The sequence below is a fragment of the Sphingomonas ginsengisoli An et al. 2013 genome, assembly GCF_009363895.1.
GTDB lineage: Bacteria > Pseudomonadota > Alphaproteobacteria > Sphingomonadales > Sphingomonadaceae > Sphingomicrobium > Sphingomicrobium ginsengisoli.
On sequence record NZ_CP045434.1, the window covers coordinates 2,692,210 to 2,713,122 of the forward strand.

General features: G+C 63.5%; 18 protein-coding genes. 9 read left to right on the top strand and 9 right to left on the bottom strand.

The window, feature by feature from the left end:
- Positions 1-73: 73 nt before the first annotated feature.
- Both GCU42_RS13170 and GCU42_RS13175 read right to left on the bottom strand, forming a co-directional pair.
- Positions 74-814, bottom strand: a complete 741-nt coding sequence (locus GCU42_RS13170; RefSeq protein ID WP_114228590.1) for a DUF5131 family protein — start codon at positions 812-814, stop codon at positions 74-76.
- Between the two features lie 237 nt (positions 815-1,051).
- On the bottom strand, positions 1,052-1,456 hold the full coding sequence (locus GCU42_RS13175) for a MerR family transcriptional regulator (protein WP_114228589.1): 405 nt from the start codon (positions 1,454-1,456) through the stop codon (positions 1,052-1,054).
- A gap of 56 nt (positions 1,457-1,512) precedes the next feature.
- On the opposite strand from GCU42_RS13175, the gene GCU42_RS13180 reads away from it, so the two are divergent.
- The 4 genes from GCU42_RS13180 (at position 1,513) to GCU42_RS13190 (ending at position 5,220) form a co-directional block, all read left to right on the top strand.
- Positions 1,513-2,262, top strand: a complete 750-nt coding sequence (locus GCU42_RS13180; RefSeq protein ID WP_114228665.1) for a glutaredoxin family protein — start codon at positions 1,513-1,515, stop codon at positions 2,260-2,262.
- 386 nt (positions 2,263-2,648) lie between these two features.
- Entirely contained in the window at positions 2,649-2,804 is a 156-nt protein-coding gene (locus tag GCU42_RS15145; protein WP_162789311.1) for a hypothetical protein, read from the top strand.
- Between the two features lie 357 nt (positions 2,805-3,161).
- Positions 3,162-4,550, top strand: a complete 1,389-nt coding sequence (locus GCU42_RS15150; protein ID WP_162789294.1) for a hypothetical protein — start codon at positions 3,162-3,164, stop codon at positions 4,548-4,550.
- 10 nt (positions 4,551-4,560) lie between these two features.
- The gene (locus GCU42_RS13190) at positions 4,561-5,220 is read left to right on the top strand and encodes a c-type cytochrome (protein WP_114228588.1); all 660 of its coding nucleotides are present in this window, start codon (positions 4,561-4,563) and stop codon (positions 5,218-5,220) included.
- A 33-nt stretch (positions 5,221-5,253) separates the two neighbouring features.
- Here GCU42_RS13190 and GCU42_RS13195 read toward each other — a convergent pair whose 3' ends face one another.
- A complete protein-coding gene (locus tag GCU42_RS13195; RefSeq protein WP_114228587.1) occupies positions 5,254-5,808 on the bottom strand; it encodes a DUF305 domain-containing protein in 555 nt (184 codons plus the stop codon).
- Positions 5,809-6,308: 500 nt separating this feature from the next.
- On the bottom strand, positions 6,309-6,524 hold the full coding sequence (locus tag GCU42_RS13200) for a hypothetical protein (RefSeq protein WP_114228586.1): 216 nt from the start codon (positions 6,522-6,524) through the stop codon (positions 6,309-6,311).
- Between the two features lie 155 nt (positions 6,525-6,679).
- Here GCU42_RS13200 and GCU42_RS13205 point away from each other — a divergent pair, with 155 nt between their 5' ends.
- Entirely contained in the window at positions 6,680-8,806 is a 2,127-nt protein-coding gene (locus GCU42_RS13205) for a TonB-dependent receptor plug domain-containing protein (protein WP_114228585.1), read from the top strand.
- Between the two features lie 285 nt (positions 8,807-9,091).
- Here the strand turns inward: GCU42_RS13205 and GCU42_RS13210 are convergent, their stop codons facing one another.
- The 3 genes from GCU42_RS13210 to GCU42_RS13220 all read right to left on the bottom strand — a co-directional run bounded on the left by GCU42_RS13210 (position 9,092) and on the right by GCU42_RS13220 (position 11,610).
- A complete protein-coding gene (locus GCU42_RS13210; RefSeq protein ID WP_152569588.1) occupies positions 9,092-9,349 on the bottom strand; it encodes a hypothetical protein in 258 nt (85 codons plus the stop codon).
- 111 nt (positions 9,350-9,460) lie between these two features.
- Positions 9,461-10,288, bottom strand: coding sequence for a DUF5681 domain-containing protein (locus GCU42_RS13215; protein WP_114228583.1), 828 nt, complete (start codon positions 10,286-10,288; stop codon positions 9,461-9,463).
- The gene (locus GCU42_RS13220) at positions 10,288-11,610 is read right to left on the bottom strand and encodes a site-specific DNA-methyltransferase (RefSeq protein WP_114228582.1); all 1,323 of its coding nucleotides are present in this window, start codon (positions 11,608-11,610) and stop codon (positions 10,288-10,290) included. Before GCU42_RS13220 ends, GCU42_RS13215 begins: the two co-directional genes overlap by 1 nt.
- A gap of 497 nt (positions 11,611-12,107) precedes the next feature.
- On the opposite strand from GCU42_RS13220, the gene GCU42_RS13225 reads away from it, so the two are divergent.
- Both GCU42_RS13225 and GCU42_RS13230 read left to right on the top strand, forming a co-directional pair.
- A complete protein-coding gene (locus GCU42_RS13225; RefSeq protein ID WP_114228581.1) occupies positions 12,108-13,493 on the top strand; it encodes an RNB domain-containing ribonuclease in 1,386 nt (461 codons plus the stop codon).
- 80 nt (positions 13,494-13,573) lie between these two features.
- Entirely contained in the window at positions 13,574-15,691 is a 2,118-nt protein-coding gene (locus tag GCU42_RS13230; protein ID WP_162789309.1) for a TonB-dependent receptor family protein, read from the top strand.
- A 28-nt stretch (positions 15,692-15,719) separates the two neighbouring features.
- Here the strand turns inward: GCU42_RS13230 and GCU42_RS13235 are convergent, their stop codons facing one another.
- Positions 15,720-18,944: a WD40/YVTN/BNR-like repeat-containing protein gene (locus GCU42_RS13235; RefSeq protein WP_240309529.1), complete on the bottom strand. Its 3,225-nt coding sequence runs from the start codon at positions 18,942-18,944 to the stop codon at positions 15,720-15,722.
- A gap of 14 nt (positions 18,945-18,958) precedes the next feature.
- On the bottom strand, positions 18,959-19,825 hold the full coding sequence (locus tag GCU42_RS13240) for a LolA-like protein (protein ID WP_114228579.1): 867 nt from the start codon (positions 19,823-19,825) through the stop codon (positions 18,959-18,961).
- Positions 19,826-20,036: 211 nt separating this feature from the next.
- On the opposite strand from GCU42_RS13240, the gene GCU42_RS13245 reads away from it, so the two are divergent.
- Positions 20,037-20,345, top strand: a complete 309-nt coding sequence (locus tag GCU42_RS13245) for an AMP-binding protein (RefSeq protein WP_114228578.1) — start codon at positions 20,037-20,039, stop codon at positions 20,343-20,345.
- 41 nt (positions 20,346-20,386) lie between these two features.
- On the top strand, positions 20,387-20,665 hold the full coding sequence (locus tag GCU42_RS13250) for a trehalase family glycosidase (RefSeq protein ID WP_246165629.1): 279 nt from the start codon (positions 20,387-20,389) through the stop codon (positions 20,663-20,665).
- Positions 20,666-20,913: the final 248 nt, after the last annotated feature.

Here is a 20,913-nt window from a genome sequence, read left to right on the forward strand (position 1 = left end):
CGGGGTCTGTCTGAATTGTGCTCGAAGCAGAACGGAAAAGCATGAACTTCGATGCCGTGGGCGGCAGCGGCTATCATGCGGCCCGGGAGGCGACTGGGACTGGGAGCTCGTTCCATTCCCGACCGTCTAAGTCGCGACCGCCCGTCTTAGGACGGATACCTCCCCACTGCTTGAAGAAGAACGCCACGCTCTGCTCGGCGCATTGGTCCCGGATCTCTCGTGCCCAATCGATCTTCATTGGCCTGGCACCAGGACCACTTTCGCCGCCGGCGATCACCCAGTGAATGCCGGTAAGGTCGACTGGACCGACGGCTCCGATCAGTGGCTCAACTGAAAGGAAGCGTACGGCGGCCGAAGCCTGACGGAGGTGGACTATCCGAGATGAGGAGCGGCCGTCCTCAACTGAGACCCCCAGCCAAATGTGGGCTGGAGGAGAGGCATTGCGGTACCGGCTATTCAGATACTCGCGCATCAGAGAGCTGCGCTTCGTTAGCACCTGGAAAACGTGCCAGTCGGCCCTCTCCATTGTGTCGAACACCAAGTCGATGAAGGTGCGCGGAACCTTCTTGTGGAACAGGTCACTCATCGAGTTAACAAAGATCATTCGCGACCGCTTCCAAGCAAGAGGTTGCGCCATCCGCTCCGGTCGAAGTGTTAAATCGAAGCCGTTCTCGAATGGGTGGCCGGGAATTCCGCGCCAGCGCTCGGAAAACCGGGCAGCATAGCAGTTGTCGCAGCCGGCCGTGATCTTCGTGCATCCCGTGACCGGGTTCCACGTCGCGTCCGTCCATTCAATTGCACTGCCATCTGCCATTATTCATCGGCCTTTAGAACGAACCATGAATCTGCCACGTCGCGAGACTTGGCGCAACGAGTTCGAACGGTGACAATCCGCGACCGGACACAGAGCTAGATGAATGAGAGTCCGAATTTCGGCACCGTGAAAGCGGCTTCGAATGTCGGCTTGTGGGTCTTTCCTGCCGCGGGAGCGACATGAGCGAATGTCTGCTTTCGACCCTAAGCAGACATTCCTTCCGTTTGGTTGCTCAGTTCAAGGCTCAAAGCTAGCCAGTATAGGGCACGCGCCGCTCTCTGAATGGCTGCATTCGTGAGCGAGGCGCGTCAACGCATCTCGGGCTCGCTGAAGCTGCTCGATCTTGGTCGTGAGTGCTTCAACGCGCGCTAGGGCGAGTTGACGAGCTCGGCTGCGATCGTCGCTCTTATCAAGCTCTAGAAGTTCTCTGATTTCCTCAAGAGTGAAGCCGGCCGCTTGCGCCCGCCGAATAGAGTTTAGGCGGCGCACGTCCCCAACGCCGTAGCGCCTGATACCGCCCTCGCGCGTTGGCTCGTTCAAGAGACCTCTGCGCTGATAGAATCTGATTGTCTCAACGCTGACGCCTCCGGCTGAAGCAAGTTTGCCGATCGTCAACGAATAATGGTCTTGATCCTGTACCATGGTACGGACCCTATATACCCGGCGAGTTGATCACAATGGAGAGCGACATGTCCGACATGGCCAATCATCCCACCGCCGCAAAGCGAGCCGTACTCTACCGCATGGTGATGCCAACCCACACCTGTCCGTATGGCCTCAAGGCAAAGGACCTGCTTCGACGCTCGGGTTACGAAGTAGAGGATCATCACCTTACCACGCGGGACGAGACCGACGCGTTCAAGAGTGAGCACAACGTCCCGACGACACCGCAGGTGTTCATCGGGGGCGAACGGGTGGGAGGTTATGACGACCTGAGGCGTTTCCTAGGCAAGCAAGTAACGGATCCAAAGGCTACCACTTATCGGCCTGTTCTTGCTCTCTTCACCATGACGGCCCTCATGGCCATGGCGGCGAGCTATGCGGTGACAGGTGACGTGCTCTCGGCGCGAGCCGGTCAGTGGTTCATTGCCATGTCCATGATCGTCCTTGCGCTACTCAAGCTGCAGAACGTCGAGACGTTCGCGACCATGTTCCTGAACTATGACCTGCTGGCAAAGCGGTGGGTGCCTTACAGCTACGTTTATCCCTTCGCAGAAGGTGCGGCTGGCGTGTTGATGGTAGCCGGAGCACTAACCTGGCTCGCTGCGCCGGTTGCCCTCTTCATCGGCACGGTCGGTGCGATCTCCGTCTTCAAGGCAGTGTACATCGACAAGCGTGAGCTGAAGTGTGCGTGCGTCGGCGGCTCAAGCAACGTGCCACTTGGCTTCATCTCGCTGACCGAGAACTTGATGATGATCGGAATGGCGATCTGGATGGTGGCGATGTGAAGGGCTATATGAGGGCGGTGCAAACGCTCGTTGCCAAGTTGCTGCTTCTATTAGCCGTGCTGCTTATGCCGCTTGGCATGGCGTCGGCGCCTGCAAATGTGCCAGCGACCGATCACCAAGCTGCAATGGCCCGCATGGCGATGCAGCATTGCCCCGAACAGACGAACAAGCGGCATGTTGGCCATACCTTAGCGGCTTGCTCAATGGCCTGTGCTTCAGCCTTGCCCGCCCAAGATGCGGCTCAGACCGAGGCCCCCCGCACTGCCCGCCAGGTAACGTACCAAGTCGCGCGGCCGGCTCTGAGCGGGATTGAGACCGAGACCTCTACCCCTCCGCCAAAGACTGCCTGAGCTTCGAACGATCCAACGAAACTCAGGAGAACAACAATGATCACTTTGGTTATCGCTGCAGCCGCTGTTGCTGCTCAGCCTTCAACTCCCTCGCATTCGATGTCGGGGATGCACGCGCAGCATCGTGCCGCAGCCTCCAAGGGCAAGGATTGCTGCAAGGACTGCTGCAAGGACATGGCCAAGAAGCATTAAGGCCGCGCAGTCCGCTATTTTGAAGAAACCAGGGCGGGGGCGGCGCGCAATCGCGTCGCTCCTGTTTGGAGATGTATTTTGAGAATGAGTTTGCTTGTTGCCGTCAGCGCCTTCGCGCTGGCGCCAGCCGCCGCGCATGCGCGAGCGCAACACATGAACATGCCTGGCATGGCGATGCCTATGCCTTCCAAGGCCCCTGCTGAGAAAGTCACTACGAAAAAGTCCACTGCGAAGAAGAAGCCAGCTCCTAGGTCGACGGCTCCGACTAAGAAGCGTACCGCTGAGGCGCCGGGCGGCGGTAGGTCAGTATCCAAGAGTGTGGCGAAGTCGCCAAAACACGAGGCAATGGCTCACGGCATGACCATGCCGATGAATCATAGTTCGATGCAGATGTCGCCACAGACCCAGGAAGGCGCAGCGACGTCGCCCGATCACTCAACGATGCAGCACAGCATGACGGTGCAGATCCCGGCGGGATCGAGCAGCAAGATGCCCATGCCAATGGACCATTCGCAGATGGACCACTCGCAGATGGACCATGGCTCCACGGCTCAGATGAGTATGCCGATGAACGGGCACGGCAATCACATGGCCATGAACGGTGCGTTCGGCTCCTATCCCATGGAACGGGAGAGTTCAGGGACGGCGTGGCAACCCGATACGTCCGAGCACGAAGGTTTAATGGCCATGTCGGGCGACTGGACGCTCATGGCGCATGGCGTGCTCAACCTCGTTGCCGATCACCAGGGCGGCCCTCGCGGCGACGACAAGGTGTTTCCGTCAGGCATGCTCATGGGCATGGCGCGCCGGCCGCTCGGCAACGGAACGCTGCAGTTCAAGGCAATGCTCAGCCCTGAGCCCATCATGGGCCCTAGTGGCTATCCCTTACTCCTCGCCAGCGGGGAGACAGCAAATGGCCGCGACCGGCTAATCGATCGTCAGCATCCGCACGATCTTTTCATGGAATTGTCGGCTTCCGTATCGCAGAACATCGGCCGGAAGAGCAGTGTTTTTGTCTACGCAGGACTACCTGGCGAACCGGCGTTTGGCCCTCCAGCCTTCATGCATCGCGAAGCCATCATGGACTCGCCTGAGGCTCCGATCACACATCACTGGCTGGACTCGACGCACATCAGCTTTGGCGTTTTCACAGCTGGCGTAGTGCTCGATCGCTTTAAGGTCGAGGCCAGCCGCTTCAATGGCAGGGAGCCGGATGAGCACCGCTGGAACATCGAAACAGGTCAGCTGGATTCGACTGCAGTTCGGGTTTCGTGGAACCCCACTCGGACCTTGGCTCTCCAGGGCAGTTGGGGTCACTTCGTGGACCCTGAGGAGCTTGAGCCCGGCGTGAATCAGAAGAGGTGGTCGGCAAGCGCCTTGTGGGCGGAAGAAGTTGCGCCCGGTTGGAAAATCGCCGCTACTTTGGCTTGGGGTCGAAAAACTGCACACGGGCATAGCGACGACGGCTATGCTGCGGAGGCCTCATTGAAGCATCAACAATGGACTGTCTTCGGTCGCGCCGAGCTGACGGAAAACCGTGAGCTGATCGATGTCGAGGATGGCCCTGCCTATCGCGTGGGCAAAGCTTCGCTAGGCGCCGTTCGCGACTTTAGGATTGCAGACCATCTCTCGTTCGGCGTCGGTGGGCTAGCCTCGGTCAATTTCGTCCCGGACGGCCTTGCACCCCTATACGGCCGGCATAATCCCGTCGGTACAATGGGCTTTGTCCGACTGAAGCTGAATTGAGGTTGGGCCGATGGGATTGCTAAAGCGACACTTTCCAAGCGCTAGCTTTGCAGCGGTCTTCCTGATCCTTCTGGCCGCGGTCGGCGCGGTGTTCATCTACGCTGGTGTCTACAACATCGGAGCAGACGCGCCGCACTCTCAGGTTGTCTATGGCTTGCTGAGGCAGTTGCGGGAGCGTGCCATCGCGCGTCATTCGAGCGACATCGTTGCACCTAAGGACCTAGCAACGCCGGCTCGGATCGAAGCGGGCGCTGGCCTTTACCAAGAGATGTGCACGAGCTGCCATCTCGGACCAGGCGTTGAGCCGTCGGAGTTGAGCCAGGGCCTCTACCCAGCAGCTCCAGAACTAGCGACAACTACCACACGCTCAGCTGCTCAGCAGTTCTGGATCATCAAGCATGGGATGAAGCTCAGTGCCATGCCTGCTTGGGGCAAGACCCACAATGATGAGCTGATCTGGGACATGGTGGCTTTCATCCGGCAGCTACCCAAGATGTCTCCGAAACAATACAGGGCGGCGATCGCGAGTGCTCCCGCTGATCACGACGAGATCATGACTGCTCATGGCATGGATACCGAAGCTCCGGTCGCTGGGCCGGATCACGCGCGTCACGCAGGTCATGCCGAGCACGGGCACGAGCACGAGCACTCAGCGGAGCAAATACGTTGAAGCTGAACGTCCGCTTTCGACAGATATCGGACATCAGCGCGCTTGCTGCGTGTTCACTCCGGCGCTTTCGTCTGTCTCGGGTGGCGGCGGCGAGACTTGCCGATTGCGGTAAGATGGGAGGTCTGGTGCGCCTGCCGCTGTCGGGTGGGCTTCTAGACGAGCAATCATCCGCTTCATCTCGGCAATCTCGCGGACCTGAGCATCGATGATGCCATCGGCGAGGCGCCGCACTTCTGGGTCTTTAATGTGGGCTCGCTCGCTGGTCATCACGGCAATGGAATGATGAGGGATCATTGCCTTCATCCAAGCCACGTCACCAACAGTCTCTTGGCTGCGCACCAGCCAAAGTGCGAGTACGAAGACGACTGCGCTGCCTCCCAGAATGCCGAAGTTTGCCGCCTTGCTCTTGTACATGCCCCACATGAAACCGAGCATGATCATCGCCATCACCGCTCCCATGAGGAGCGCCATCCACATCCGCGTTTGGCTGAACTCCACGTGATCCAGAACGAAGGTGTTGAGGTACATTAGGCCAAACATGACCACCGTAGAGGTGGCAATCATTGCGGCGAAGCGGCGATAGCTCATTGATCGTTCTCCCGCCGTTCGAACGGTCGGAGCGCCTGCTCGTTCAATGTCCGCTTTCCACCCAAAGCAGACATTAGGGGCTTGCGTGGGCGCAGGTCGTTCCTCTCCAATCAGCCACCGCTGAAGCACCGCTAGCGATTGCTGCGGTCACAGCTGCTAAGACCGTAATTACGGCTCCAGTCTTTTGCCAGAAACTCAGATCGAAACGTCGCGCGACCTGAATGGGCCTGCCGTCCCAGTAGAGTGCGCCGTCATGACCGACTCCGATATGACTGAGGCCGTCGACCGATATTGGGCGCACACCAGTGGGCCAGCCCTTAGGGCGCGCAGCGGTTGATTGTGCAGGGTGGGGAGTTCGCGAGCCTGGCGGCAGTTCTTCATCGCTCATGCGTCATCCTGTTCGAAAGGCAGCATGGTGGCCCGCGTGTTCAATGTCCGCAATGGGTTGAAAGCGGACATTGGCTCGAACGTCAGCAATAAGTCTGAGCGAACGCGGCTGACTACTTAAGCCGGCCGCCATCCTCATGGCGCATCATCAACTTCCGGCGTAGCCAGCACCAGCCGAGCCACAGAATAAGCGGCATGGCGAAGAGAGCCTCTGGGCGGATGTTCTCGAACACCAGCGGGGTCTCGCCAAGATCGACGACGAAAAGGACGAATGAGATCGACCCGCTTGCAAGGGCGAGCAAAAAGAGGCGATCTTCGCAGGCCGACATTCCATAATGGTGCGCCCACCAGAATGTCGGAATAGCGTCCGCTCCATTAAACCTGCGCTAGGATTGGCGCAGGGCAAGGCCTGTCGGCGAGAGCGGACCTCGGGACCGGGGCTGCCTAGGCTTGTAGCTGCGGGTGCTTCCGCTAAGCGGCCGCGATGCTACTTACCGCCTTGTTTCTTGCCGGCATGTCCCCGCCGCCAGGTCGCGACGATGACGACGATCGCGAGCGAACAAAGTCTTCTCGGGTGCATCGTGCGCGCACGACGGCGCCAGCGCCCGCTTACGATGACGACGATCATGACAAGCCAAGCGCGCAGGTGCCAGCATCGCCACGGCCGGCGCAGGCCCCACCGTCGACACCGCCAGCGCACGGCGATGACGATGATCGGGCAACGCCGAAACAGGCAATCGCCGCTTCGGGCAAGCCAGATCGTGACGACGATGACGAGGAGGCGGAGGAAGGTCGAGCCCAGCCCGAGACGGCGGTGGTCGTCACCGCCCGACGGCTCGATGCAGCGAGGACGCTGGTCGACGTAGGACTTGGCGCCACCGTCACCAGCCTGTCGAACGATGCGGTCGAAAACCGTCCGGGCGGCGAGACCGGAAGCATCGCGACCACTCTACAGCAGGTACCGGGCGCCCTTCTGACCGGCCGCATCCTGACCGTGCGAGGCAGCGCGGCGAATCAGGTCCGCATCAACAATGTCATCGTGCCCGAAGCCATTACCGACCCGGCCGACTTGCTGAGTTCGCGACTTTCGCAGACGACCCGGCTGATCACCGGGACCCTCCCCGCCCAGTTCGGGTTCGCACCGTCTGGCGTCATCAGCATCACGACCAAGAACGGCCTCTACCAGCATGGCGGCCAAGCCGAGCTGTTCGTCGGAACAGACGGGATGGTCGAACCGGCCGTGGAATGGGCGGGTTCGGCGGAGGGAACCAGCTTGTTCGCCTCCGGCAGCCTAGAGCGGAGGAGGACGCGGGTTGCCGACGCGACTGGGGCCTGGACCAGCGATCGCCGGCAAGCGCTTGAGGGTCTTGGCTTTGCCGATCACGTGATCGATGACGAGAACCGCGTGTCGCTGATCCTCGGCGGGTCGCACGAGCGTCACCGCTTTGGACCCACCAGCTTCGGCGCGGGCGAGGAGAAGGCCCGCGGCGGCTTCGCGGTCGCGACCTTCCAGCACAGTGAAGGCGGCCTCACGGTTCAGGCGTCAATGTTCGGCGGCGTGGGCGACGACAAGGCCGCTTTCCTGCGCGCAAGCGAGGAACGGCGAGGCTCGTGGGGGAGCCAAGTCGATGGCTCGACCAAGGTGGGCGAAGCGCATCTGTTGCGGATTGGACTGCTGGCGACACGCTCGACCGTGCGGCAGGTGCGGGCGAGCGGTGTTCGCAGTGGCGCCCGGACAGCGCTCAATCTCTATGCGCAGGACGAGTGGTCACTCGGTCACGGGCTGACATTAAATCCCGGACTTCGGCTGGAGTGGCTGGAGGGCCTGCAGCGCCGCGCGGAGCTCGAACCCCGGGCGAGCCTGGTGTGGGCACCGATTGCCAACCTGACTGCGCACGTCGGCTATGCCCGCTACGCTGCCGCACCGCCGTTGGACGAACCGAACGCGCTGCCGCCGCTCAGGCGCGAAACAGACGACTTGTTCGATGTGGGGGTGTCGCGAACCTCGGGACCGCTGACGCTCGCTGCTGACGCTTACTGGCGCCATGCACACGGCCTGCTAGTCGAACGGCGCATCATCGGCTCGGCTCTTCCCGACAGCTTTCAGTTCGAGCAGGGGCGAATGCGCGGTGTCGAACTTTCGGGCAGCTACGGTTGGCGAGGAACGACAGCGTGGGCCAGCCTGTCACTGGCCAAGGCGGAGGGCAGACAGATAATCGGCGGCGGAGCCATCTTTCCGGCCGCCACGCTGGCTGCCACCGCAAGTCGCTATGTATCGCTTGGCAGCGACCGCCCGGTGCATGTGGCCAGTGGTTTTACCAAGCGGTTCGGCCACTTCAGCCTTGGGGCGGATTCCCTGGTTTCGAGCGGGGCGGTTCGAACCTTGTCACCAAGCGACCCCAACGGATCACGCCAGCACTTCTCGGCGGAGTTTGGGTTAGCAGGAGTCTATCATCTGACCCTCGCCGGGAAGCCAGTGGACGTGCGGCTGGACCTGACCAATCTGACGAACAGCCATGCGCCCAGCAACGACGCGACTGCGCTGGAGGGCGACTGGATGCGGTTCGCCCGGCGGCGGGCGGTGACCATTGGAATCGAGCAGGGCTTTTAGCGCTTTCGTGAACGTCTGCTTTGGGTCGAAAGCGGACATCGCGGCCGCGACCCCAAGGAAGTGTATTACTCTTTTGCCGACAACCAAGCGGCGCTGCAGATTAGGATCAACTCCCGGCGAGCGGCCGGCTCCGCCAAATGCTCTTCGAGAACGGGTCGGTCGTGCTCTGTTAGTCGACGCATGATCTGCGCTACGCTTCGGCACTGGCCTGAACGCGCGAGCGAATATGCTCGTCGAACTGCCGCTAGATGAGTCGTGCCGTGGCTTTGGCCAGGCTTACCCCGGTTATCGGGCAAGGGCACCGTAGTATCCAGCCATCGTGATGTGAGCCGAGCGGGCGCGCGGATGTCGAGCCGCCGCCGCTGCCGTGAGTTCTTGGGCCGCTCGTGCAGCATAATGCGGACGGTCCGCGACGAGCGCGGCGTTGGCCAGTCGATCGAACTCCCGCGCGATGCTGTTGAGCATAACCTGTTCAGCCAGGCTGCCGACTTCGCCGACCAACTGCCGGCAGTAATCCGCTTCTTCCGCCAACGTACGCGCCATGACCCGAGCACCCCTGTCGTGCGCAGGCCTTAACGGTCAATCATTCAACGATGGATTGCCGAACTCGGTAAACGGCGAACCAAAACGCCGTCGCCGCCGGCATCAATCGAATTAATCATCTGCGTCCCGCGGTCGCGGTCCCTTCTTCCGTTCATGCATCCATCTCTTCAGCGCATCGCCCTCTCGCGACGCACCTTCCTTGTACGAGCGGTTCTCCAGCTTGATTTTGTAGCGGTCGGGAAAGCCGTCGTTGATGATGTCGAAGATGCGCTGCTCGAAGTGCCATTCCTTCAGCCACCAGTCCTTGTTTTTCGGACTGCGTGCGCGGCGCCAATGGGCGGCGAAGTAATTGACTTCCTTCTGCGCCTCGGCTCGCCGATCAAGCCGCTTCTGCCAGTGCGCCAACTCTTCCTTCGACATCGGACCTTCGGTCCGTACGGTGCCCGTTCGCATGTTAATGATGACGTCGTCTGGGTGGGGCAGGGGCGCAGGGTCAGGTAATCCAGCAGCCTGGCAACGTTGGATTTCGTTCTCCCACCGCTGCTTGTACTCAAGCGCATTCTCGAAGGCGGTGAGGTGGTCGGCGTTCCGACTGGCTTCGATCTTCTGGACGAATTCGGTCATGGTCTTCTGCGCCAGGCGGTTCCCCTTCATGGCCGACACGCCCATCGCCCGCATGACGGCCTGGATCGCTGGCAGCTCGATGACCTTGTCGCCCTCGCGGATGGCGACCGGCCGATACGCCTCCTCGAGGATCAAGCTCGCAGTCGGCTCGTCAGCCGGATTGAACTTGGCCGGCTGATTGCGTGATCCTCGGGGCCGCCCGCGAGGATTGCCGGAAACGCCCTTCTTAAATCGATGCTCGACCGGCGGGCTGCCATATCCCACCGGTTGCACCGCCGGCAGCTGTGAGCGCTTATCGTTATCAGCGCCGCTCATCAGGCTGCCTCCGCCGAGCAGGATCGCTGCTCGGCAGTATCCTCAAAGCTCGTCGACGTGGACGCCAGCATCGCGCCCCTGCCGGTAAGCTGCTCCCAACGCCGCACGATCGTGTCGCAGTAGAGTGGGTCAAACTCGACCAGGCGAGCACAGCGACCGGTCTTCTCCGCGGCAATCAGGGTCGAGCCAGAACCGCCAAAAGCATCGAGCACGATCTCGCCGCGGCGTGAGCAGTCACGGATCGCATCGGCGATCATGGCGACCGGTTTCACCGTCGGATGCATCGCCAGCTCGCTCGATCGCGTCGCACTGATCGAGCTTATCCCGGCGTAGTCCCACACGTTGGTGCGGTAGCGGCCGGTTTCGCCGAGGCCGAAGCTGTTGGTGTGCTCGGCGGTGCCGGCCTTGAAGACGAAGATAAGCTCGTGCTTCGATCGGTAGAACGAGCCCATGCCGCCGTTGGTCTTGTTCCAGATCACCAGGTTCTTGAGCTCGGTGAATGCGATCTGCCCGGCCGCGAGCAGCTCGCCCATGTGCCGCCAGTCCATGCACACGAATGCGATGGCGCCGTCACGCATGGCGGCGGACGTCGCAGAGAGGCACTCAGTCAGAAAGGCGGTGAACTGCGACTGGCTCATCTCGCCGCTGGCAAAGGCGAACTCGCGGTGCTGGACCTTCCCGAGGCCGGAGACGTGGCCATCGATCGGCACATTGTAGGGCGGATCGGTGAAGACTAGGTCCGCCTTTTCGCCCGCCAGCAGGGCCTCATAATCCGCTACTCTGCGCGCATCGCCACAAATGAGCTTATGACGACCAAGCACCCAGACATCGCCAGCCCGTGTGACGGCTTCAACGCCTAGTTTGGGAACTTCATCTTCAGGCGCATCACTGCCCCCTGGATCACTGTCGCTGGCATCATCCAGGACCATGTCGACCTCGGCCAGGCTGAAGCCGGTGACCGTTACATCGAAGTCGAGGTCGATCAGGCCCTGAAGTTCGAGCGCGAGTATCTCGCGATCCCAGCCGGCGTTAAGTGCCAGCTTGTTGTCCGCCAGCACGTAAGCGCGGCGTTCTTCCTGACTGAGGCTGGAAAGCCGAAGCGTCGGCACGCTCTCGATGGAGAGAAGCTTGGCGGCCGCCAGTCGGCCGTGTCCGGCAACGATGACCCCATCGTCGCCAATCAGGAGCGGGTTGGTGAATCCGAACCGCTCGATGCTGTCCGCAATCTGGCGGACCTGCTTCTTGGAATGTGTTCGAGCATTACGCTCGAACGGCTTGAGGTCAGATACGCGGCGATATTCGATCCTGAGTTGGTGTTCCATGGTGGCTACCCCGCCCGTTGATAAGCATGCGACTACTCCCCTATGCCGTTCACAAAATGTTCCGGCCTCAACATGGCAGCACGAAACGGGAACATCGTCAAGCGAGAGCCGCAAAGATGCGGTGGATAACCGCCGATTGTAGGCTTCGCTGATCCGCTTCGAATAATTGCCTGTTAGGCCGCCGCGGCTTCCCTGTTTCGGGGATAACAGTTCCCTGTTTCGGAGCTAACAGTTCCCTGTTTTGCGACAGGGCTGAATGAACCGAATATCGCGCGTTTTCAGGCGCTTGCTGCAGCTGAGAAGCCCGACGAAGGGCTCAAAAACACGCGAATTCCCTGTAAATCGCTGCAGAACAGGGAAGATCAGGGCTGAGACGCGTTATCGATCGACCTCAAGCCGCACCATTACACAACCGAAGTCGAAGCGAACCGCGGCCGCGGATGGGCGCCGCGGTTTCAAGACGGTCGCAAATGCGCTGGTTCGTGTAAGCAAGCGCGATGAAGGCGATCCAGGATCCGCGACACGCGCTCACGGCCGGCTTGGCTGCGATCAGGCTGCAATATCAGGTGCCCGAAGGCTTTCCGACCGAGGTGCTCGCCGCCGCCGACGAGGCTGCCAAGCGGGTCCCGAGCGCGCATCGGGATCGTACGGGCGAGGCGTTCGTCACGCTCGACCCGGCAACCTCGACCGACCTCGACCAAGCGTTTGCGATTCAAGCCGCGGGCGATGACCTCATCCTCCATTATGCGATCGCCGACGTCGCCTGGTTCGTCGACGATGGCGGGGTGATCGAAGCCGAGGCGTGGCGGCGGGGGACGACCCTGTACCTCCCCGATGGCAAGGCGGGTCTTTATCCGCCCGTGCTGAGCGAAGCTGCAGCCAGCCTGCTTCCCGACGGGCCGCGGCCGGCGGTCGTGTTCGCGGTGCGGATCGACCCCGCGGGCAAGGCGAGCCTCGACGGCGCCGAGCGCGCTCTGATCCGCAGCCGTGCCAAGCTTGCCTATGATGCGGTGAACGAGGCCGACCTGCCCGCGGGGTTCGCCGAACTGTCGCGACGGATTGCGGCGGCCGAGGCAGCGCGCGGGGCGTCGCGCGTCGACCCACCCGAGCAGGAAGTCGCCGCCGTGGGCGAGGGCTGCTACACGCTCTCCTTCCGGCCGCGACTGGAATCGGAGAGCCGCAACGCCGCTTTGTCGCTTGCCGCCAACCTGGCCATCGCCGACGCCCTGCTGGCGGCGCACGCCGGGCTGTTCCGGGTGATGGCCGAACCCAATGATTTCGCCATCGGCCGCCTGCGCCAGACCGCCAAGGCGCTCCATCTCGACTGGCCCGCCACGACCAGCCTCAAGGACTATGAGCGCACGCTCGACCCCGCCGATCGTGCCGAGGCGGCGATGATGCTCGCAGTGCGCCGGGCGGGCGAGGGCGCATCGTATCGGCCCTATACCCCCGGCGAGATCCCGTGGCACTCGGCGATGGCGGCAACCTATGTCCATGCCACCGCCCCGCTGCGTCGCCTCGCCGACCGGTATGTGGTGATGGCCGCGCTCGCGGTGGCCAATGGCCAGCCGGTGCCCGACGACTTGAGCGCGGCCTTTGCGCGCCTGCCCAAGGTCATGGCCCGCGCCGATGCCCAGAGCGCGGCGATCGAGCGCGCAGTGATCGACCTTGCCGAAGCGGTCACCCTGCAGGGGCGCGAGGGCGAAGCGTTCGACGCGGTGGTGACCGATGAGGATGAGCGCGGGGTACGGATCCAGCTTGAAGTCGAGCCAATCGTGGCCCGCGTCGTGGCGCACGGGGTCGAGCCCGGCACTAAGATTCGCGTCCGACTCGCCGCGGCCGACCCGGTGGCGCGGTCGCTGAGGTTCGAACGCCTCGCCTGAGCCAAGCGTCGCGGAGGATGGACGGGAGGGCAGCGCCGTGCTTCCTTCCGGCGCGGAACGTTTGCCGGGCGGGGGGCGGAGTGAGCGGACGGGGTTTGCGGGTTGCTTTGCTTGGTGCCGTCGGGACGGTGCCGGCGGCGGCGGTCGGTCAGCCGTTGCACCCGAGCGTCGTCGTCACCGGGGAGCGACCGAAGCCCGCCCCTGAAAAACTCGAGCACATCCTGCCCGAGGTGGACGGCGCCAAGATCACCGTGACCAAGAAGACCAGTGTGACCAAGCTGGATCTCGTGCCCACCATCGTGGACGGCAATCCGCGCGAGCTGTTCGCGCGCACCCCGGGGCTGTTCGTGTCGGAGCAGCAGACCAGGACGCAATATAATCTTGGCTATCGCGGGCTCGGCAACCCGCAGGAGAGCGAGTTCGTGCTCGTCCTGCAGGACGGGGTGCCGATCGCGACCGACTGGATCGGCTTCCCGACGGTCTACTATCTGCCGCTGCCGCGGTCGCTGGCCGAGGTGCAGCTGGTGCGCGGGGGGTCGAGCCTGCTCTACGGCCCCAATCCGGCGCCCGCCGTCAACCTCGTCTCGAAGCGACCCGCGGCTGACGCGCCGCTGAGCGGGACCAGCGAAAATGTGATCGGCAGCAATGGGCTCTTCTCGACCTACAACATGATCGAAGGGTCCAGCGGGTCGCTCTCCGGTCGCGCAAACCTTGGCGTGGTTCGCAGTCGCGGGCAGCGCGACAACAATCGCTCCCGAACGATTCAGGGGGACGCGTACGTCGCTTACCGGCCCGCCAAGGACGATGTCTGGTATATCGACCTCCACGCGCATGATGCCAGCGCCGGCGATGCGGGGCGATTGTCCTACCCTCATTATCGTGCCGACCCCGATCAGGCGCTGACGCCGTTCAATCGTAATTGGGTGCGCCGGACGTCGGCGACCCTCGGCAACGAGGCCGACATCGGCAACGGCTGGCGCTCCGAGGTGAAGCTGTGGGCGGCCTGGCAGCGGCTCTACCAGCGATCGGCCGCCGCCGGCGCGCATCCGGCCACCACCACCCTGGTCGACGAGCAGTTCCGCAGCCAGGGTCTCGACTGGCGCTTCCGCAAGCGCTGGGGACGCGGCAACGCGCTGACGTTCGGCACCGTGCTCTATCACGACAGCGCACCGTTCCGGCAGTGGACGAGCAGCGAGATCACCGCCCCGCGCAACACCACGACGGGGACCCCGCGGCTCGATCAGGATCGCGATAGCTGGTACGGCGCCATCTTCGGCGAAAGCGTGTTCCGCTTGCCGGGGAGCTGGCACGTCGTGCCCTCATTTCGTCTCGAGCACGAACGCATTCGTATCGACGAAAGTGTTCGTCCCCCCAACCTCGTGAGGCCGCTCATCAGCCAGTCCGCGAGCCGGACGATCCCGCTATTCGGGTTCGGCGCCGGGTTCGATTTCGGCCAGGGGAACGAGACCTATTTCAGCGTGAGCCAGGGGTATCGCCCGGTCCGCTTCTTCGACGTCGCCTCGCCCTTTTCCAACATCAACCCGGGCGGCGTACCCGCCGCGTCCAAGTCGGTTGCGTGGGAAGCGGGGGTGCACGGGACCCCGCTCAAGGGTCTGTTCTACGACGCCAGCCTGTTCTGGATCGAGTTCAGGAACCGCATCGAGACGATCGTCCTGTCGCCGACCGAGTCGATCTACCAGAATAGCGGCGACACTCGGCATCGCGGGTTCGAAGGCGAGCTGTCCTACGATTTCTTCGCCGGCCGCGAGGGCGACCTGCATCTGACCGCCTTCGGCAATGTCAGCTTGCTCGACGCGAAGTTCACCGCCAGCAAGCTGGCCGCCCGCGTCGGCAATCGGCCGGCCTTCGCGCCCAAGGTGACCGCCAAATATGGGCTGACCTTCCGCGCGGACGGGCGCTTCAAGGTCAGTGTCACCGGTCAAAGCGTCGGCAGCCAGTTTTTCCAGGATTCCAATCTGCCCGTGGGCACGCCGACGAGCGCCAACTTCATCCCGGCGAAGGTCCCGGCCGTGACTCTGCTCGACCTCGCGGGCGATTGGCAGCTGACGCGCAACCTCCGGCTGCTCGGCGGCGTGTCGAACCTCACCAACCGCGCTTATTACAACCGCGTCTTCCAGAACGGTATCGAGCCCGGTGCCAGGCGCACCGTCTACGCAGGCATCGCCACCGGATTCTGATCGTTCCGCGCTAAACGCGCGGCGCCGGTCAGTCCTTTTCGCGCTCCTGAGCGAAACTGGCTGTGTTGCCGAGCAGGCGGGTGCCGAGCAGGGCTGAGGCGAAGGCACTCAGCCTGCCGCCGCGCGCCTCGTCGGCGTCAAATTGCGCCGAGGCGACATCGATGACCGGCTTTCCGCTTTGCTGGAGGGCGCCGTTGAGCCGCTGAAGATCGCCGGCTTGCAAGGTCGCGAAGTCGCGTTCGACGTCGGCCAGCTCACGCTCGAGCGCGGCCACCCGCGCAACTTGGTAAGCGGTGGGCGCGCCGTCGGTGCTGGTGATGCTGCCGTACGCGGTGTCGGCATGTTCGCGCAGACGCTCTTCACCGGTGATCGCGCCGCCTTCGGTGGTCGCCGCGATTTGCTTGCGCAGGACGTCGCCCTGCGCGAACACCTTTTCGGCGAGGGCCCTGGTCGCGGCAGGTGCGGCCTTGTCGTCGGCGATCCGCTCCGCGCCCTCACGCGCGGCGGCGATCTTCGCGGCGAGCGTGCTCATCCGCGCGAACAGGGCTTTCACCCGCTCCGCTGCGTCATATTGCGCCTGCCGGTCGGCGACCGTGTAGGTTGCGCGGCGGTCGAGCACGACGTCGAGCGGCATCGTTTCCGACACCCCGTTCTTGGTGATGCGAACCGTATAGTGGCCCGGCATCACGCGCTGGCCCTGCGTCGAGGATCCGGCGATCGAGGCCGCGGGCGGGACCTGCGGCGGCTTGGTCAGCATCGACCAGCTGATCCGGTTCAGCCCCTTGCGCCGCGCGGCCGGGATCTCGTCCACCAGCTTGCCGCTGGCGTCGAGGATCTCGACCTTCATGCGGCCGATCACGTGCCGCGCGCGCTGGTAGTAAGTGATCTGCGCGCCGTCGGGCGGGTTCTGACCGGCGTAGGTCGCGTCGCCCTCCGCCCAGCCGCCATTGCCGCGGATGCGCTGTTCGACCGGCCGCGAGGGGATGAGCTTGAGGTCCGCCGAGAGCGTCGCGACATCGAGGCTGCGGAGCGGCGCGATGTCGTCGACGATCCAGATGCCGCGGCCATGGGTCGCCAGCACCATGTCGTCGTCGCGCGTCTGGAACGCGATGTCGCGAACGGCGACGTCGGGAAAGCCCGTCGGCTGGAACCGGGCCCAGCTCGCGCCGCGATCGAGCGAGGTGAACAAGCCTTTTTCGGTTCCGAGGAAAAGGATGTTGGGACGCTTGGGATCTTCCTTGATGACCCAGGCATAGCCGGTGACCGCGCTGGTCTGCGGGCCGACGATCGGCTTCCAGCTCCGCCCGTAATCGGCGGTCCGGAACACATAGGGTGCGAAATCGCCGAAGGTGTGGCGGTCGATGGCGACATAGGCCACGGCGGGGTCGGTGCGGCTGGCCTCGACCCACGACACCCAGCTGCCTGCGGGCACCTTGAGGTTGCGGGTGAGGTTGGTCCAGTTCTGCCCTCCGTTGCGGGTCAGCTGGATGTTGCCGTCGTCGGTCCCCACCCAGATCTGGCCGGGCGCAACGGGGCTTTCCGAGATCGAGTAGATGGTCGCGTTGGTCTCGGCCGCGCTGTTGTCGACCGTGATGCCGCCCGATTGCTCCTGCTTCTGACGCATCGGGTCGTTGGTCGTCAGGTCGGGCGAGATCCGATCCCAGGTGTTGCCGTGGTCGCGCGTCCGGAACAGGAATTGCGAGCCGATGTAGACGACGCTCTTGTCGGTCGGCGACAGCGCGATCGGCGTATTCCAATTGTAGCGCAGCTTCTCCTTGTAGCCGCCCATCGGCTGGACCGAGCGGACCTCGTGAGTCAGTCGGTTGATGCGCCCGATCGTGCCGCCCTGATATTCGGCATAGGCGAAATTGGGGTCGGTCGGATCGGCGAAGGTCCACATGCCGTCGCCGCCGTAGAGGTTTTCCCACCGCGAATTGGTGATGCCGCCGGGATATTCCTGGTCGCCGACCCAGCTGGAATTGTCCTGCAGGCCGCCATAGACCTGATAGGGATCGCGGTCGTCGACGCTGACGTGGTAGAACTGGCTGATCGGGAGGTTGTAGCCCTTCCACCACTTGTTGGCGCCGTCATGGCTGAACCAGAGGCCGCCGTCGTCCGCGCCGACCAGTTCCTTGCTGTTGGTGGGGTTTATCCAGACGTCGTGCCAGTCGCCGTGGCTGGCGCCGGCCGCATTCGAGAAGCTCTTGCCGCCATCTTCGGAGGCAATCACCGAATAGCCCATCTTGTAGATCTTCTGGTCGTCCTTGGGATCGACGACCAGGCGGCTGAAATAGAAGGGCCGCCAGACCATCCCCTGGCTGCGATCGCGTTCTTCCCAGGTCCGGCCACCATCGCTCGACGCGAACAGCGCCGAGCGGACATTCTCGATGAAGGCGTAGACCATCTTGGGGTTGGACGGCGCGAAGACCACTTCGACGCGGCCCCACGGCCCCTTGGGAAGTCCGCTGCGGGTGCTCGCATCGAGCGGGGTCCAGGTCGATCCGCCGTCGCGGCTTTCCATCATTCGGCTGCCCGACGGCGCCGTCGGCCCGTCGCCGCCCGACCGGAAGGTCCAGCCCTTGCGGCGGAAGTCCCACATGCCGGCCAGGAGGTGGCGGGGGTCGGCGGGATCGAGCGTGACCGACGAACAGCCGGTCGACAGATTGCCGCCCTTGAGGACCTGGCTCCAGGTCGCACCACCGTCGGTGGTCCGGTAGAGCCCGCGGTCGGCGCTGTCGCTCCACAACGCGCCCGGCGCACAGGCGTAGACGATGTTGCTGTTGGTCGGGTCGACCACGATCCTGGTGATGCGCTCGGTCTTGGCGAGACCCATGCGGGTCCAGTTGTCGCCGCCGTCGGTGGACTTCCACATGCCGTCACCGATCGAGACCGAGTTGCGGGTCCAGGATTCGCCGGTTCCGACCCAGATCGTCTTGGGGTCCTTCGGATCGATGGCGAGGGCGCCGATCGACTGCGAGCCGCCCTTGTCGAAGATCGGCCGGAAGGTCGTGCCGCTGTCTTCGGACTTCCACACGCCGCCGGAGGCCGAGCCGACGTAGAGCGTGACCTTGCCATCGGCGTCCTGGTGGCCGGCGAGGGCAGCGATCCGGCCCGACATCGTGGCCGAGCCGATGTTGCGAATGCCCAGTCCCGACACGGTGCCGGTGTCGACCAGCGGAGGCGAGGAGGGCGCCGCGGCGATGGCGGCGGAGCTGGCGGCGGCGAGAAGCAAAAAGGTCAGGGGAGTGCGCATGACGTTCATCCTCCTCAGCGAGCCGACGACGGCTTGGACGGGCTCGGCGGTGTCGGGGAGCTAGTGTTCTTCGATGGCTCGGACGGCGGCCGTTCGGACGCATCGGGTGCCGGCTGCGCGCTTGGTCGGGGCGACGCACCTGGTTGCACGAAGCTCGCCGGATCGATCCGCGGGTTGGCGACCGCCGAGGCGATCAGGGTGCGGACGCGCTGGTCGGGCTGCGTCGGCTGCCAGCTGTCGATCGCCATCGGGAAGTAGACGCCGCCGACCTTCTCATAGTCGCCATATTCATATTCGGTGACCGTCTGCGCACCGCGCACCTGCCGGGTCTCGGTTGCCCGGATCTCGAGGAAGGTGTCGGGGTCGAGCAAAAAGTTATAGCGGTCGCCATCCTTTTGCTGGACCTGCAACTTGTAGGCGTTGGTGCCGTCGAAATCCTCGCGGCCGAGGTAGCGGACGGTCGATCCGTCATGCAGCGATGAGAGCAGCACGCCGTCGATGCTCCCGGCGTCGGCCTGGGCGCGGGCTTCGTCGGCGGACATGCGTTCGGCGTCCTTGCGGCCCTGGAACGGGTTCACGCGCCAGCCGGAGGTGCCGTCATAGGCCTGCTCGATCGTTAGCCCCTGGACGCTGAGGTCGTCGCGCATCTTGTCGCCGGCCGCGCCGCCGCGGGCGCGGGTGCCATGATAGGTCAGCTGGAAATCGCCGGGAGCGATGAACTTGCCGTCGAACTGCAGCGTGTTGATCGCCGCCAGCGCCGCCGCGCCGCCGCGGGCCTGGAGGTTCTTGGCGACCAGTTCTGTCGCGGTCGGGTCCGATGGGGCGGCGATGAGCGAAGTTGCGCAAACGAGGCAGGCCAGACCAGCAACACGAATAAACATTCGTCGTCCCCTCTGATGAGGTCGCCAGACTGGCCGTCGCGCTTGCCCTTGGCAAGCGGGGACGGATCGCCGCATGCTTCAGCTGCCGCGCATCATTGCGAACATCTGCAATATCGCGTCAGCTATTGATTTGCGCGGAACGACAGCAGTCGGGTGAGCGCAGGGGCAGAGCCGACGTTTCTCCACTCAGAGCCTGACCAGCGGCGCGGCGATGCCCCTCAGAGGTCAGAGTTTCGAGACCGAAGCGGTGTTTCGCTGCATCGAAAGCGAGCGCTGCACCGCGGTCCGCGGCGTCCCGACCATGTTCGTGGCGATGCTCGATCACCCCGGATTCAAGTCTTTCGACCTGTCGAGCTTGCGCACCGGCGTCGCCGCGGGCGCGCCCTGTCCGCCGGCGATGATGCGACGGATGATCGAGACCATGCACCTGTCCGACATCTCGATCGGCTACGGCATGACGGAGACCAGCCCGCTCGGCACCCAGACCCGGCGCAACCGTCGGCAATCGCGGATTACGTGAATAAGGAGATGCTGGCCCCAGGCGGTCTCCGCAAAACCTTGGTGAACAGCGGTCAACAATGGGATTGCCCGAACGGCTGGGCCCCGCTGCAATGGATCGCGGTGGCAGGTCTCCGCCGTTTCGGCCTTCACGATCTTGCCGAGGAGATCGCGCGGCGGTGGGTCGCGACGGTCGATGCAGCCTACCGCAGCACCGGCTTGCTATTCGAGAAATATGATATCGAGAACGGCTCTGTGGGTGCCGGCGGCGAATACGCGCCGCAGATCGGGTTCGGCTGGACGAATGGCGTGACGGCAGACCTCATCGACAGCCTCCACTAAGCGACCAGCGCAATGGAATGTCCGTCGCTGGCAAAGATATCTGAAGTCGCCATGACTTTTCGACGCAAAATGGTTTTTGAGGCCCGGCTCGAAAGAACGGCTGGATCGACCCAGAGCCCACTCCCTGCCCTTCTGAACAAGCGAACAGTTGTTCAGTTTCGGTTTAAGCGGTCCGTCTAGGCGCGCTGCTTCTGCCGGTGGGACGGGGTGAGGTTGAGCGTGACGGAGCCAGTGCCGACCGCTGCTCC

Excerpts from the sequence above, each read along its gene's own strand:
- GCU42_RS13245 (WP_114228578.1), top strand. The coding sequence starts at position 20,037 with ATGCCCCTCAGAGGTCAGAGTTTCGAGACCGAAGCGGTGTTTCGCTGC.
- GCU42_RS13205 (WP_114228585.1), top strand. The coding sequence starts at position 6,680 with ATGCTACTTACCGCCTTGTTTCTTGCCGGCATGTCCCCGCCGCCAGGT.
- GCU42_RS13180 (WP_114228665.1), top strand. The coding sequence starts at position 1,513 with ATGGCCAATCATCCCACCGCCGCAAAGCGAGCCGTACTCTACCGCATG.
- GCU42_RS13225 (WP_114228581.1), top strand. The coding sequence starts at position 12,108 with ATGAAGGCGATCCAGGATCCGCGACACGCGCTCACGGCCGGCTTGGCT.
- GCU42_RS13195 (WP_114228587.1), bottom strand. The coding sequence starts at position 5,808 with ATGAGCTATCGCCGCTTCGCCGCAATGATTGCCACCTCTACGGTGGTC.
- GCU42_RS13190 (WP_114228588.1), top strand. The coding sequence starts at position 4,561 with ATGGGATTGCTAAAGCGACACTTTCCAAGCGCTAGCTTTGCAGCGGTC.
- GCU42_RS15145 (WP_162789311.1), top strand. The coding sequence starts at position 2,649 with ATGATCACTTTGGTTATCGCTGCAGCCGCTGTTGCTGCTCAGCCTTCA.
- GCU42_RS15150 (WP_162789294.1), top strand. The coding sequence starts at position 3,162 with ATGACCATGCCGATGAATCATAGTTCGATGCAGATGTCGCCACAGACC.
- GCU42_RS13200 (WP_114228586.1), bottom strand. The coding sequence starts at position 6,524 with ATGTCGGCCTGCGAAGATCGCCTCTTTTTGCTCGCCCTTGCAAGCGGG.
- GCU42_RS13235 (WP_240309529.1), bottom strand. The coding sequence starts at position 18,944 with ATGCGCACTCCCCTGACCTTTTTGCTTCTCGCCGCCGCCAGCTCCGCC.
- GCU42_RS13220 (WP_114228582.1), bottom strand. The coding sequence starts at position 11,610 with ATGGAACACCAACTCAGGATCGAATATCGCCGCGTATCTGACCTCAAG.
- GCU42_RS13170 (WP_114228590.1), bottom strand. The coding sequence starts at position 814 with ATGGCAGATGGCAGTGCAATTGAATGGACGGACGCGACGTGGAACCCG.
- GCU42_RS13240 (WP_114228579.1), bottom strand. The coding sequence starts at position 19,825 with ATGTTTATTCGTGTTGCTGGTCTGGCCTGCCTCGTTTGCGCAACTTCG.
- GCU42_RS13175 (WP_114228589.1), bottom strand. The coding sequence starts at position 1,456 with ATGGTACAGGATCAAGACCATTATTCGTTGACGATCGGCAAACTTGCT.
- GCU42_RS13210 (WP_152569588.1), bottom strand. The coding sequence starts at position 9,349 with ATGGCGCGTACGTTGGCGGAAGAAGCGGATTACTGCCGGCAGTTGGTC.
- GCU42_RS13215 (WP_114228583.1), bottom strand. The coding sequence starts at position 10,288 with ATGAGCGGCGCTGATAACGATAAGCGCTCACAGCTGCCGGCGGTGCAA.